The sequence below is a fragment of the Streptococcus sp. HMSC074B11 genome, from assembly GCF_001808705.1.
Lineage (GTDB): Bacteria > Bacillota > Bacilli > Lactobacillales > Streptococcaceae > Streptococcus.
Genome location: NZ_KV794309.1, coordinates 521 through 13686, shown reverse-complemented (window position 1 = coordinate 13686; position 13166 = coordinate 521). Strand labels below are relative to the sequence as shown.

At 40.6% G+C, this 13166-nt stretch carries 14 protein-coding genes; 4 read left to right on the top strand and 10 right to left on the bottom strand.

The window, feature by feature from the left end; translation table 11 throughout:
- Nucleotides 1-2 precede the first annotated feature (2 nt).
- The 3 genes from HMPREF2619_RS09385 to HMPREF2619_RS09375 all read left to right on the top strand — a co-directional run bounded on the left by HMPREF2619_RS09385 (nt 3) and on the right by HMPREF2619_RS09375 (nt 1961).
- Nucleotides 3-815, top strand: coding sequence for a Cof-type HAD-IIB family hydrolase (locus HMPREF2619_RS09385; RefSeq protein WP_070460893.1), 813 nt, complete (start codon nt 3-5; stop codon nt 813-815).
- A gap of 71 nt (nt 816-886) precedes the next feature.
- The gene (locus HMPREF2619_RS09380) at nt 887-1693 is read left to right on the top strand and encodes a peptidylprolyl isomerase (RefSeq protein WP_000717397.1); all 807 of its coding nucleotides are present in this window, start codon (nt 887-889) and stop codon (nt 1691-1693) included.
- Nucleotides 1694-1721: 28 nt separating this feature from the next.
- A complete protein-coding gene (locus HMPREF2619_RS09375; RefSeq protein ID WP_080979303.1) occupies nt 1722-1961 on the top strand; it encodes a zinc-ribbon domain-containing protein in 240 nt (79 codons plus the stop codon).
- A 42-nt stretch (nt 1962-2003) separates the two neighbouring features.
- On the opposite strand, the gene abc-f is transcribed toward HMPREF2619_RS09375, so the two are convergent.
- The 10 genes from abc-f to HMPREF2619_RS09325 form a co-directional block, all read right to left on the bottom strand.
- Nucleotides 2004-3545, bottom strand: coding sequence for a ribosomal protection-like ABC-F family protein (gene abc-f, locus HMPREF2619_RS09370; RefSeq protein WP_045763786.1), 1542 nt, complete (start codon nt 3543-3545; stop codon nt 2004-2006).
- A gap of 1 nt (nt 3546) precedes the next feature.
- Nucleotides 3547-4020, bottom strand: coding sequence for a VanZ family protein (locus tag HMPREF2619_RS09365; RefSeq protein ID WP_070460891.1), 474 nt, complete (start codon nt 4018-4020; stop codon nt 3547-3549).
- A gap of 1 nt (nt 4021) precedes the next feature.
- Entirely contained in the window at nt 4022-5107 is a 1086-nt protein-coding gene (gene rlmN / locus HMPREF2619_RS09360) for a dual-specificity RNA methyltransferase RlmN (protein ID WP_070460889.1), read from the bottom strand.
- Nucleotides 5108-5123: 16 nt separating this feature from the next.
- Nucleotides 5124-5657, bottom strand: coding sequence for a YutD family protein (locus HMPREF2619_RS09355; RefSeq protein ID WP_045763789.1), 534 nt, complete (start codon nt 5655-5657; stop codon nt 5124-5126).
- Between the two features lie 316 nt (nt 5658-5973).
- On the bottom strand, nt 5974-6843 hold the full coding sequence (gene gla / locus HMPREF2619_RS09350) for an aquaglyceroporin Gla (protein WP_049503004.1): 870 nt from the start codon (nt 6841-6843) through the stop codon (nt 5974-5976).
- A 158-nt stretch (nt 6844-7001) separates the two neighbouring features.
- Nucleotides 7002-8168 carry an ATP-grasp domain-containing protein gene (locus tag HMPREF2619_RS09345; RefSeq protein WP_070460887.1) on the bottom strand — a complete coding sequence of 389 codons (1167 nt, stop codon included), beginning with the start codon at nt 8166-8168 and terminating at the stop codon, nt 7002-7004.
- Between the two features lie 12 nt (nt 8169-8180).
- Nucleotides 8181-8921 carry an esterase family protein gene (locus HMPREF2619_RS09340; RefSeq protein WP_001019250.1) on the bottom strand — a complete coding sequence of 247 codons (741 nt, stop codon included), beginning with the start codon at nt 8919-8921 and terminating at the stop codon, nt 8181-8183.
- Nucleotides 8922-8942: 21 nt separating this feature from the next.
- Nucleotides 8943-9767, bottom strand: a complete 825-nt coding sequence (locus HMPREF2619_RS09335; protein ID WP_070460883.1) for an alpha/beta hydrolase — start codon at nt 9765-9767, stop codon at nt 8943-8945.
- 135 nt (nt 9768-9902) lie between these two features.
- Nucleotides 9903-11117 (bottom strand): tRNA uracil 4-sulfurtransferase ThiI, encoded by a 1215-nt coding sequence (thiI, locus tag HMPREF2619_RS09330; RefSeq protein ID WP_070460881.1) that lies wholly within the window; start codon nt 11115-11117, stop codon nt 9903-9905.
- An 8-nt stretch (nt 11118-11125) separates the two neighbouring features.
- Entirely contained in the window at nt 11126-12268 is a 1143-nt protein-coding gene (locus HMPREF2619_RS09325; protein ID WP_070460879.1) for a cysteine desulfurase family protein, read from the bottom strand.
- 135 nt (nt 12269-12403) lie between these two features.
- Between HMPREF2619_RS09325 and HMPREF2619_RS09320 the strand changes: the two genes are divergently transcribed.
- Nucleotides 12404-12817 carry a DUF6556 family protein gene (locus tag HMPREF2619_RS09320; protein ID WP_070460877.1) on the top strand — a complete coding sequence of 138 codons (414 nt, stop codon included), beginning with the start codon at nt 12404-12406 and terminating at the stop codon, nt 12815-12817.
- Nucleotides 12818-13166: the final 349 nt, after the last annotated feature.

The following is a 13166-nucleotide window of genomic DNA, read 5'->3' as shown; positions in this document are numbered from 1 at the left end:
ATATGTCAGTAATAAAGTTAATCATGAGTGATATCGATGGTACCATTTTAGACCAAAATCACCAATTAGACTCTCATTTACTAGAGCTTATGCCACTTTTGAAACAAAGTGAAATTCCTTTTGTTCTAGCTTCTGCTCGCTCTCCTCTTGGTATAGCTCCAATTTCGAAAGAACTTGGAATCACAGATTTTCCAATTGCAAGTTATAATGGTGCTCTCATTGGTACAGGAGATAAAATTCTGAGTCAGCATACTATTAATAAAAAAGAATTACTCTTACTACATGATTTTTTAACAAAAGAATTTCCGACAGTTTCAATTAATGTTTATTCTGGAAAATATTGGTACGTAAATACTTTAGATAAATGGGTAGAAATTGAAGCACAGATTACTGGAGAGAGCCCCAAAGTTACTTCACTAGCAGATTTTCTTCAGGAAGAAAAGAATCTTATTCATAAACTTTTACTAATAGATAACGCAGCTACTATCCAGAAACTTAAAGAGACATTAGCAACCATGGATTTCCCTCAAACTGACTTTTACCTCTCGAAGGATAACTATCTTGAAGTCACACATAATCAAGTCTCAAAAAAACAAGCTCTGTTAGAATTAGCCAACTATTATCAACTATCACTCACTGAAATTATGAGTATTGGAGATAATTATAACGACATTCCAATGATTGAGACCGCTGGACTTGGTGTTGCAATGGGAAATGCTCCTACAGATGTTAAAGTATGTGCAAATAAAGTAACAGATTCTAATGATCAAAATGGGGTAAGTAAGGCCATAAAATTGTATGTACTATCGGAATGATCACAATTGAATATTTGAAATCCACTTTCAATTAGGGTACAATGGTAGAAATGATTTTTGAAAGGATTACCATGAAAAAAATAGCAACACTTCTATTAATCTCAACTTTTGCCCTTGCTGGATGTAGCAGTATCCAACGTAGTCTGCGAGGGGATGACTATGTAGATTCTAGCTTGGCTGCTGAAGAAAGTTCCAAAGCAGCTGCCCAATCTGCCAAGGATCTCAAAGACGCCTTGACAAATGAGAATGCTAACTTCCCACAACTCTCTAAGGAAGTTGCTGAAGACGAAGCTGAAGTCATTCTCCACACCAGTCAAGGAGATATCCGCATCAAACTCTTTCCAAAGCTAGCTCCACTTGCGGTTGAAAATTTCCTAACTCACGCAAAAGAAGGCTACTACAATGGCGTTACCTTCCACCGAGTGATCGATGGCTTCATGGTCCAGACTGGTGATCCAAAAGGGGATGGTACTGGTGGTGAATCCATCTGGCATGATAAGGACAAGACTAAAGACCAGGGAACTGGTTTCAAGAGCGAAATCTCTCCTTACCTCTATAACATTCGTGGTTCTCTCTCTATGGCCAATACTGGTCAACCAAATTCAAATGGTAGCCAGTTCTTCATCAACCAAAATACGACAGACATTTCTGCCAAACTTCCTACAAGTAGTTATCCAAAGAAAATTATCGAAGCCTACAAAGAAGGTGGAAATCCTAGTCTAGACGGTAAGCACCCTGTCTTTGGTCAAGTCATCGACGGTATGGATGTTGTGGACAAGATTGCCAAGGCTGAAAAAGACGAAAAAGACAAACCAACCACTGCTATCACTATCGACAGCATTGAAATTGTTAAGGACTACGATTTCAGTAAAAAATAGGATGACCCTAAAATAAGGAGATGTGAAAATGATTTTATTCTGGGGTTCGAAAGGTTACCAAAAGGTCTTAGGACATACTCAAACCACTATCGAGTGTGGTCACTGTAACAATACCGACACTTGGGAAATTTCAGAAACTGGACGTAAGTTTACCCTTTACTGGATTCCACTCTTTCCTTACGGAAAAACTTATTTCGTCTCTTGCCCGATTTGTCACTACGGGAAAGAAATCCAAAAATCTGATATTGAGACCTATTTGAATTACTAGTCAAAAAGCCAAGTCACCCAGACTTGGCTTTTTTATGACTATTTATGTCAGCTGATTGAAGTCCCAGATTTGATCCATCCAGCCTTCGTAAAAGTCTGGTTCGTGACAAACCATGAGGATAGAACCCTTGTATTCTTTCAGAGCACGTTTGAGTTCGTCCTTGGCATCCACATCCAAGTGGTTGGTAGGTTCGTCAAGAACAAGGACATTATTCTCGCGGTTCATCAAGAGACAGAAACGAACCTTAGCTTGCTCTCCACCTGACAATACTTGGATTTGACTCTCGATATGTTTAGTCGTCAGACCACAACGAGCAAGGGCTGCACGGACTTCTGCTTGGTTAAGGGCTGGAAAGGCATTCCAAACTGCTTCCAGTGGTGTCTGACGATTGCCTCCTTCTACTTCCTGCTCAAAGTAGCCAAGTTCTAGGTAGTCACCACGCTCAACTTCCCCAGCAATAGGTGGAATAATCCCCAAAAGACTCTTCAAGAGGGTTGTTTTCCCGATACCATTGGCACCGATGATAGCAACCTTTTGATTGCGCTCAAAGGTGAGGTTTAAGGGTTTAGTAAGAGGACGATCATAACCAATCTGCAAGTCCTTAGCTTGGAAGATAAAGCGACCAGGTGTACGAGCTGTTTTGAATTCAAAGGATGGCTTTGGCTTTTCGCTTTGGAGTTCGATGATATCCATCTTGTCTAATTTCTTTTGGCGAGACATGGCCATGTTTCGTGTTGCAACACGCGCCTTGTTTCGAGCCACAAAATCCTTGAGATCCGCAATTTCTTTCTGTTGACGTTCATAGGCTGCTTCCAATTGCGATTTCTTCATGGCATAGACTTCTTGGAACTGGTAGTAATCTCCAGAGTAGCGTGTCAACTGCTGATTTTCTACATGATAGACGATATTGATAACGTCGTTGAGGAAAGGAATATCGTGTGAAATAAGAACAAAGGCATTCTCATAGTTCTGGAGATAGCGTTTGAGCCAGTCGATATGCTCAGCATCGAGATAGTTGGTTGGCTCATCCAGAAGCAAGATATCTGGCTTTTCAAGGAGGAGTTTCGCTAATAATACCTTGGTTCTTTGTCCACCTGACAAGGCTGTTACATCTGTATCCATCCCAAAGTCCATGACACCAAGGGCACGCGCTACCTCATCAATCTTGGCATCCAAGGTATAGAAGTCACGACTTTCCAAACGGTCTTGGAGTTCTCCAACTTCTTCCATCAATGCATCAATATCAGCGCCCTCTTCTGCCATTTCCATGTAGAGTTCATTGATACGTGCTTCGGCTTTGAATAATTCGTCAAAAGCTGTACGAAGAACGTCACGAACAGTTTGGCCTTCTTTAAGCACCGCATGCTGATCTAGGTAGCCAGCTGTCACATATTTAGACCATTCCACCTTACCTTCATCAGGTAACATTTTACCAGTTACGATGCTCATGAAGGTTGATTTTCCTTCACCGTTAGCACCAACTAGTCCGATGTGTTCACCCTTGAGGAGACGGAAGGATACGTCTTCAAAAATCGCACGGTCACCAAAACCGTGACTTAAATTTTTTACTTCTAAGATACTCATTTTAATTCCTTATCTTGTTTTTATGTAGTAGTTTGTAAAGGACCCAGGCTAAGTAGCCACCTAGTGTGTTGGTCCACAAATCATCAATCTCAAATACCCGATTAAAATCAAAGAAAAAATCTAACACTAGCTGTGTGCACTCGATGCTCAAGCTTAGTAAAAAGCTAAACAAAATCACTCTCTTGGTTTTTCTTAGACTAGGGATGAGATAGAGAAGCTGGAAAATCAATGGGAAAAGCAAGAGAATATTTAAGGCATTTTGCAAAAATATCCAAAATAGCTGCAGAAGGCTTGTTACTTCTCCCAGTTTCCATAGGGAGTTAAAAGGCGTCAAAAGAAAAACCAGGCGTCCAAAAGTTTGAATACCTGGAGTTTCCACTCCTGTAGGAAGTTGAGGCTGGGGAGTAAAACAAAAGCAGACGATACAAAAACTGTATAGAAGAACTCCCAAGCTAAGTATTTTTTTTCGTTTCATCTTATGGATTTACTTCTGCTACTGCTTTTTGGCGATCACGCTTCATGGTATTTGAACGCAATTGTCCACAAGCCGCATCGATATCAGTACCATGTTCCTGACGAACAACACAGTTGACACCTTTTTTCTTGAGCGTATCGTAGAAGGCCATCACGCGCTCCTTAGGACTGCGACTGTATTGGTCATGCTCACTAACTGGGTTGTAAGGAATCAAGTTAACATATGACAATTTCTTAATGTTCTTAAGCAATTCTGCCAACTCAAGTGCTTGTTCTACTCCGTCATTGACTTCATTTAGCATGATATACTCAAAAGTTACACGGCGATTGGTTGTTTCGATGTAATACTCGATAGCTGCAAAGAGTTTTTCAATTGGAAAGGCACGGTTAATCTTCATAATGCTTGAACGCAGTTCATTGTTTGGAGCATGAAGAGAAACAGCAAGGTTAACCTGTACTCCTTCATTGGCAAACTCACGAATCTTGTGAGCCAAGCCAGAAGTTGATACTGTGATATGACGAGCACCGATTGCCATTCCCTTATCATCATTGATAGTACGGATGAAGTTCAAGACATTATTGTAGTTATCAAATGGTTCTCCAATCCCCATAACAACGATATGACTAACACGTTCATCTTGTCCACGTTCGTCAAAATACTTTTGAACCAACATAATCTGAGCAACGATTTCACCGTTATTGAGGTCACGTTGCTTCTTGATCAAACCTGACGCACAGAAGGTACAACCAATATTGCAGCCTACCTGAGTGGTTACACAGACTGATAAACCATAGTGCTGACGCATCAGTACCGTTTCAATCAGCATACCATCTGGCAACTCAAAAAGGTACTTAACTGTTCCATCAGCTGATTCTTGAACGATACGTTGTTTTAAGGGATTGACTACAAACTGGTCGTTGAGTTTGGTAATCAAATCCTTAGACAAGTTGGTCATTTCTTCAAATGATTGAACACGTTTACGGTAAAGCCATTCCCAGATTTGATCCGCACGGAATTTCTTTTCTCCCTGCTCCAAGACCCACTCTTGCATGCCTTGGCGTGTTAAACTATAAATTGACGGTTTCATCTTTTCTCCTTATTTTCTAGTCCTTCTTACGGATGACGAAATGACGCTGCCCCTTGTCTTCTTTCTGAGATTTCTGTTCTTTTGAACGGCGTCTATTTTTCTTATCCGTATGATTTTTTTTCTTACTTTGAGAAGTCTTTTTCCCTTTGCGAGAGTCCTTTTCTTCCTCTTTTTTGCGCATCTTTTGGTCAAATGGTGCTCGTTTAGGAGCTTCATTTTCTAGAACAAAATAGGCACAACCATAGCTACAATACTCTAGTAGGTAGTCTTGCAAGCGACTAATTTTTTCTAAAGACTCTTCAGCTCGTTCATTCTTATAAAATCCCCGTAAGCGTAACTGCTCATTACTCCAGTCTCCAACAATATAATCAAACTTGGTTAGTACTTCTGAAAAGCGTTGAGTAAAAGCTGTTGCATCAAAAGCATCCTTGCTATTTTCAACTAGAGTAAAAACAAAATCTTCAGCTTCCACTCTGTTTCCAGTCAGTTGAAATTCGGGACCAGGGAATTTATTGTAATTATATAATTCGGGTGCAATTTCTTTACGCATAATCTTCCTTTTTCAACGATTACTTAATACTCTATTCTACCATATTTTCGCCACATTTTCACCTTTAGTATTAAAATGAAAAAAATCTGACGATTTAATACTCTTCAAAAATCAAATTCAAACCACGTCAGCTTCGTCTTAGATTATATATGTGACTGACTTCGTCAGTTTTATCTACAACCTCAAAGCAGTGCTTTGAGCAGCCTGCGGCTCGCTTCCTAGTTTGCTCTTTGATTTTCATTGAGTATAAGAATCTCTATCTAAAAATTCGACTTTTGTAGACAAGAAAAAACTGGGGTTTCCCAGTTTTGAGTGATTATAGGTAAAGTAATTTGAAAAGTGCTACTGCTGCAATACCAGCTGCAATCGGTGCAACTACTGGTACCCAAGCATACCACCATTTTGAATCACCCTTGTGTTGACCAAGGATTGATTTTGGAAGGAAGGCATGAAGGAGACGTGGTCCAAAGTCACGAGCTGGGTTCAAACCAGGTCCTGTAGGTCCTCCAAGTGAAGTAACCAAAGCCATTACTAGGAAACCAAGTGCCAAGTGACCAACAGCAAGGCCTGATGCTGTATGAGGCGCTACTTGAGCTTTAATTGCCAAATCAGAGAAGTCAACATTTTGACCAGCTTGAGTTGCCATTTGTTTCATGTATTGGAGGACTTCAGCTCCAAAGAAGTTCTTTGTCATACCAAGTGCTGCAAAGAAGAGAACGAATGAACCAACAAACTCGTTGATAAAACCGTTAACTGTTGCTGCAAAGCGTGATTCTTTTGTACCTTGGTCAATACTTGAAATTGTTGAGAATGTTCCCAAGATATTGTTTGCTTTTTCAGTTTGCAAGTAGTAAGGACGGTGAGTTGCAACAACCAAGGCTTGTCCGAAGATTGCTCCCAAGACTTGTGCAACGATGTATGGTACTACTTGTGCCCAAGGGAAAAGTCCGCTAACTGCTAGACCAAGAGTGAAGGCTGGGTTGATGTGGTTACCAGAAACATTACCAAACATCAAGGCAGGGATCATAACCCCCATACCGTAGCCAACAGCGATAACGAGCCAGCCACTTTGGTGACCTTTCGTACCTTTAAGTTCAACGTTGGCAACTGCACCATTTCCCAAGATGATCAAGATGGCTGTTCCCAAAAATTCAGTGGCATATTTGACTGCCCATGCGAAATCCATTGATAGATTCTCCTTAATATTTTTTAGACAATCCCTATTCTATCAATTTTTAAGCCTTTTAGCAACAGATTTTCTAAAAGAATACTGCGGGAAAACGCTTTTATTTTAGTTCTTAAAAAAAGACCTAACAAACCTAGTTTGTTAAGTCAAAATTTTGATTATTCTTGACGCTGACCAAAGTCCTTAATCATCTGATCCATTTCTTCACGACTTGGTGTCGTTAGCATATAGAGAAAGTCTCCTTGCAATTCAGCAAAGGCTGCAGGCATGATTTTCTTAACCTTAAATTGCTGACCGTATTTGGCGAGCAAGTCTTCTTCTGAATAAACATAGTTAGCGTTGGCACGACGAGATGTTGCCAAGCAATACAGGGGCTCGAATTGTGAAGCAGGGAATGGCTCACCCGCAACGATCGCTGCATAGCCCTTGTACAAATCAAAAGAATGGGCATAGTTATAAACATCAATGGTGAACCCACCCGCTGGACGGTTATTGTACTCAATGGCAATATAATCATCACCTTCACGGAAGAACTCGATATGGAAGAAACGTTCTTTCATGCCAAATTCCTTGACAATAGCCTCACCATATTTACGCAATTTTGGATCCATATCTTTAAGAACATAATAAGAATTGTCCATCTTGTAAATCATGAGATCAAGGGGTGTATGTGCATAGTCAAAGGTCGTAGAAAAGACGATATTTCCATCTCTATCTACCAAACCATCAAAGGTACAGATTTCACTAGAGGTGACAAATTTTTCAAAGAAATAAACGGTTGAGTGATCCCATTCAGCCTTAAAGTGATTGACATCATCTTCTGTTTCAAGTTTGAAGGTTGCGGCAGCTCCTACTCCATTGTCAGGTTTGGCAATCATGGGAAGTCCAATTTCTTTTACTGCCTTATCCACATCTGCTTCTGTTTCAATAACAGCACCTGGCACAACGGGAACTCCAGCTTTCTTGAAGAGTTTCTTCATTTCAGACTTGAACTTGGTCTTCTTGAGGTCGTCTGGTTTGGCACCAAAAACATTAAATTGTTCACGAAGAGCAGCATCCAACTCTAGCCAGTATTCATTGTGTGATTCGATGCGATCAATTGGACCATGTTTGTAGAAAAGAAAAGCAACTGCACGTTTAACCTCATCGATATTTTCAAGATTATCAACTCGGAAATACTCAGTCAAGCTATTGCGCAATGGTTCATCTAGTTGTTCATAGGGTTCTTGCCCAATCCCTAGAACGGTGATTCCTTTATTAGCCAACTCAATACTAAACTGTTGGAAATTTTGTGGGTAATAGGGTGAAATTACAAGATAATTCATAAGCGACTCCTTTTATAGACTCATGTGACCGAGGAAATAAGGCATTTGTTTGCGCCACCATTCCCAATCGTGGGCAACATCGTGTCCCCATTCTGCAAACCAAGCAGGAATTTGTTTTTGGTCGAAGGCTTCTTTGAGCTTGTAGTAAGAAGGTAGGCCATCATGTTCCCAAGCACCTAGTCCCGTACAAACCACAATTTCAGCTTGACGGTAACGGTCGATAAACCAACCGTCATTTTGATTCCAAATATAGTCTACTGGTGAATTTTGATAGATGGCATCATCATTGTAGTAATCACCGACAAAAAAACGTGCATCGTAGACACCACTAAGAGCAATTACTTTGGTGAAGACATCCGGATGTTGCAAGAAGAAGTTGAGAGCATGGTAAGCTCCCATAGAGCAACCTGTCGTCATCATGCCATCGAACCAGCCCGTCTTATGCTTGATAAAAGGAATGGCTTCTTCAATAACATATCGTTCATAGGCACGGTGCATTTCAGCTTGGTCATGACCGTTTTTCCATGTCGCAAGCCAACTTTCACTATCAACACTTGAAAGTGTAAAGAACTGAACACGGCCCTCCTCAATAAAAGATGCACATGCATCAATCATGCCAAAATCATAATATTCATTGTGGCTACCACCTGAGGACGCAAAGACAACAACTGGGATACCTGCATGTCCGTAACGATTGACGTACATTTCACGATTTAGATGACCACTCCAGTGGCTAAGATGTTCAATATTCATATCCTGTCTCCTTTATACTATTTACCAATTTTCTGCAAAAAAGCGTAGGCAAGCTGGGAGATTTTCTGACCATGGCACTTCATGGTGAATGGCTCCAGCCTGAACCTTAAGTGAAAGATTCTCCAACTGCACTCCTCCCGCTATCAAATCATGATAATAGCGAAGGGAAGAGTCGATATAGGCCTGCTTAATATTGCCAGCCATGAGAGTCTTGTCTGTGTCGTCTGCTTCTTCCGTACCAACATAGATAAAGACACGCTGGTCAGACAGTAGTTTTTTTCGCTCGATATAGCGATCAAAGGCCTCTTGGTGAAGCCAGTTAGCTGATGAGAAAACTCCCAAACATCCAATTTGATCCTGATACTCCAAGCCAATAAACTGGGTAATATTGCCACCTAGAGAAGATCCAACCATAGCAGTGTGCTTGCGGTCAGACTTTGTACGATAGTTTTCGTCGATAAAGGGTTTGACCACTTCCATGACAAACTCAGCGTACTCGACTCCCTTACCACCAAATTGTTGGCCAGGAATGTTGGACTCTTGGAATTTCCATGCCGCATACTCGTTCATTCGACCAAGACCATCATTGTCAATAGCCACAACAATCATACGGCTGATATCTGGATTTCGCTTGATGGCTGGGATAATCTTCCAGGAATGTCCAACGTAAGATTCTTTACTGTAAAAGACATTTTGACCATCATGGAAATAGACAACTGGATAAGTTCGATCCGTGTCTTTCTCGTAGTTCTTCGGGAGGAGAACACGTACACGGCGCTCCTTGCCTGTGTATGGAACCTTGAGTTTATGTTCTCGCATTTTCAGGTAAAAGTAGGATTGATTCATTGTCAGAAAACTCTCTATATTCAAAATTTTACCTAATTATATCATAAAAATAGAAAAAAAGTCAGTTTCCGTCCAAATTTAGGACAATAAACTAACTTTTTTTACTTATTTTATTTTTTCCTCTGGTTTTTCTGATTAAAGGAGGTTATCAATTAACTCATCAACCGCATCTTTCTCAGCTTGAGGGGTAATTTCAGTAATCATAATTCCTGCCACTGCTCGCTCAACCAATCCTTCAACATCCATACAGGCTTCATACTGCTCCGCATTCTTAATCTTTGGATTTGTTTTAGGACGATCAGGTGCAAAAATCGTACAACAGTCTTCAAAGGGTTGGATAGAAATTTCAAAGGTATCAATTTCCTGCGCAATGTCAATGATTTCCAACTTATCCATGGTTACAACTGGTCGGATAATCGGTGTATTGGTTACGGCATTGATAGCCTGCATACTTTCTAGGGTTTGGCTTGCCACCTGACCAAGACTTTCACCATTGATGATGACCAAACCTTTTCTCACTTCACGGATTCGGTCGGTAATCCGCATCATAAAGCGGCGAGTCAGAGTCATGAGGTAGGCTTCTGGAGCCTTGGCTTTAATCTCTTCTTGAATCTCCGTGAAGGGAACCTCGATAAATTGGATATTTCCTCCGAACTTAGTCAATTTACGAGTCAAGTCTTGGGCCTTCTTAAGAGCACCTGGACTTGTGTATGGAGGGCTAGCAAAGTGAACAGCCTCGATATCCACCCCACGTTTCAGGGCTAGGTAACCAGCTACTGGCGAATCAATTCCCCCTGACAACATAAGCATGCCTTTCCCAGAAGTTCCAACTGGCAAACCACCCGCACCACGAATAGTTTCATAAGAAAGGTAGGCCGCTTCCTCACGAATCTCCACCTGAAGATTAATGTCAGGATTTTTCATTTGTGCTTGGACATTTGGAATAGCTTCAAATACTGCTCCACCAAGTGTCTGGTTGAGTTCCCGACTATCTAGTTCAAAGTTGTGATCACTACGTTTGCTAGAGATCTTAAAGGTCATGCCTTCCTTATAGATGTCCCGCATAATCTCTTGGACAGCAGATTTAAGAACTTCTACAGATTTTTCAACCTTATATACTGGAGAAAAGTTTTGAATCCCGAAAACCTGTTTGAGAGACTCAGCTACTGGTTCGTAATCTGCCCCATTCAGATAAGCGTGGGCACGATCACGGTCTGCTGTAACTTTGACTTGAGGATAGATGGATAAAACGTCTGAGATATTATTACGTAGTTTATTGATGAAACGCATACGGTTTTTGCCTTTGGTTGAAAGCTCACCATAGCGAATCATAATTTCTGAATACTGCATGAATACTCCTATCTTACTTTTTTAGTTTGATTGTAGATTAATTTCAACTTGGTCAAGAACTGCTCCACTTGACTCATGTCATTTTCTAAATCCAGACTGAGACGAACTGCTGACTGGGCTTTATCCTTTTCGATGCCCATAGCAATCAAGGTTCCAGCAGGTTTTCCTGCCTTGGACGAGCAAGCAGAGGTTGTGGAAATGAAAATATCATAGTCTTCAAATGCATGAACGATGACTTCACCACGGACACCCTTAATCCCAAAGGTCAGAATATGAGGAGCAAAGTCATCCTCACCTGAGAAAACAAAAATATCTGGATATTCGAGTAGAGCTTGACGGATGACTGCCTTCATCTGACTTGTTTTTCTTGTAAACAATTCCAATCTTTCCATAGCTAGACGCAGTGCCTTGGCTGTTGCTGCAATTCCTGCTACATTCTCAGTAGTTGAACGATAGTCACGCTCTTGGCCACCACCAGTTAATAGGGGGGTGATTTTCTTGCCAGACTTGATATAGACAAATCCAACACCACGAACTCCGTGAAATTTATGACTAGAGAAGGTCGCAAAATCCACTCGGTCAGTCAAATACTTTTCTGTCGGAATCTTAGCTAAAGCTTGAACAGCATCAACATGGAAGGAAATCGTTGGTTTATCTGCTAATAGTTCTGAGATAGCTTGAATAGGTTGGATTGACCCGATTTCATTGTTAACAGCCATAATAGAAATAAGTGTGGTATCAGGTCGTATTAGACTTTTTAATACCTCCAAATCCACAAAACCTTGCTCATCAACTGGTGCAAAATCCACCTCGAATCCTTGAGTCTGAAGCCAAAGAGCAGACTCCTTAACCGCTGGATGCTCAATTTCTGACACGATGATGTGTTTACCAAACTGAGCTTTTTCAAAAGCGACACCTTTGATAACCCAGTTATCTCCTTCGGTACCACCAGAGGTAAAGAAGATTTCTTCACTTTTCTTGCCAATTAAATCTGCGATCTGCTGACGAGAAGCTTCTAAAATTCTGGTAGACTGATCACCCAAACGATGAAGGCTAGATGGGTTACCAATAATTTTTGCAGACACCTGCATGTAAGTTTCAAGTACTTCAGGATAAGGCTTGGTCGTAGCCGAATTATCAAAGTAAATCATTGTTTCTCACACTTTCTAAAATCACTCCTTCTATTGTAACACGAAACAGTTCAGGCGACAAGAAATGCCGTTCAGGTTCATTTAAGTTTTTTTTAAAGATTTTGGGTATAATGAATCATGGAAAGGAGAGAAATTATGTCTAACTATCGTAGAAAATCAAAACCTAAAACTGAACATATCAAAAAAGGCTTTACCGTCTTTCAAAAAACAATTGCTACTATCGGTAGTATTCTAGGGCTGATTACTGCAAGCATCACCATTATGAATGCTATGAATAACAACAATAATAACTCTAAAAAAGAAACTACGACAACCCAGACAACTGTCATAAAAGAGATTCAAAAGGAATCCCCTCAAGAGAACACTACTCCCAACAAGGATAATACTTCTACAAAGGACAACACACAAGAAGAAACAACAACTCAATCTAGTAGCAGTGAAGATAGCAAGAAAGAAGAGACTAGTAGTAAACAAGAACAACCGACTGTTCCTTCTTCTAGCGCTCAAACAACAGATACAAAAACGTCTACTACTAATGGAGCTTCCTAAAAGAACTATCTAATACTCTTCAAAAATCTCTTCAAACCACGTCAGCTTCGTCTTACCGTATATTTGTTACTGCCTTCGTCAGTTCTATCCACAACCTCAAAACAGTGTTTTGAGCAACCTACGGGCTAGCTTCCTAGTTTGCTCTTTGATTTTCATTGAGTATAACAACCAGTGATTGAATCGCTGGTTTTTTTCATGATTCATTATCAATCCCATAAAAAAGCGAACAAGACCAGATTCTGTTTATCAGAAAACTAGTTTTGTCCGCTTTTTATGATTGAGGCTGGGACAAAAGTCCTAGCTTCTCAATTGTCTTTGCATTGTCGAGCAAGACGCAGTGGTTGAGTGG

Coding starts and splice junctions, on each gene's coding strand:
- gla (WP_049503004.1), bottom strand. CDS start 6,843: ATGGATTTCGCATGGGCAGTCAAATATGCCACTGAATTTTTGGGAACA.
- HMPREF2619_RS09380 (WP_000717397.1), top strand. CDS start 887: ATGAAAAAAATAGCAACACTTCTATTAATCTCAACTTTTGCCCTTGCT.
- HMPREF2619_RS09325 (WP_070460879.1), bottom strand. CDS start 12,268: ATGATTTACTTTGATAATTCGGCTACGACCAAGCCTTATCCTGAAGTA.
- HMPREF2619_RS09355 (WP_045763789.1), bottom strand. CDS start 5,657: ATGCGTAAAGAAATTGCACCCGAATTATATAATTACAATAAATTCCCT.
- thiI (WP_070460881.1), bottom strand. CDS start 11,117: ATGCAGTATTCAGAAATTATGATTCGCTATGGTGAGCTTTCAACCAAA.
- HMPREF2619_RS09385 (WP_070460893.1), top strand. CDS start 3: ATGTCAGTAATAAAGTTAATCATGAGTGATATCGATGGTACCATTTTA.
- HMPREF2619_RS09320 (WP_070460877.1), top strand. CDS start 12,404: ATGTCTAACTATCGTAGAAAATCAAAACCTAAAACTGAACATATCAAA.
- abc-f (WP_045763786.1), bottom strand. CDS start 3,545: ATGAGTATCTTAGAAGTAAAAAATTTAAGTCACGGTTTTGGTGACCGT.
- HMPREF2619_RS09345 (WP_070460887.1), bottom strand. CDS start 8,168: ATGAATTATCTTGTAATTTCACCCTATTACCCACAAAATTTCCAACAG.
- HMPREF2619_RS09340 (WP_001019250.1), bottom strand. CDS start 8,921: ATGAATATTGAACATCTTAGCCACTGGAGTGGTCATCTAAATCGTGAA.
- HMPREF2619_RS09375 (WP_080979303.1), top strand. CDS start 1,722: ATGATTTTATTCTGGGGTTCGAAAGGTTACCAAAAGGTCTTAGGACAT.
- HMPREF2619_RS09335 (WP_070460883.1), bottom strand. CDS start 9,767: ATGAATCAATCCTACTTTTACCTGAAAATGCGAGAACATAAACTCAAG.
- HMPREF2619_RS09365 (WP_070460891.1), bottom strand. CDS start 4,020: ATGAAACGAAAAAAAATACTTAGCTTGGGAGTTCTTCTATACAGTTTT.
- rlmN (WP_070460889.1), bottom strand. CDS start 5,107: ATGAAACCGTCAATTTATAGTTTAACACGCCAAGGCATGCAAGAGTGG.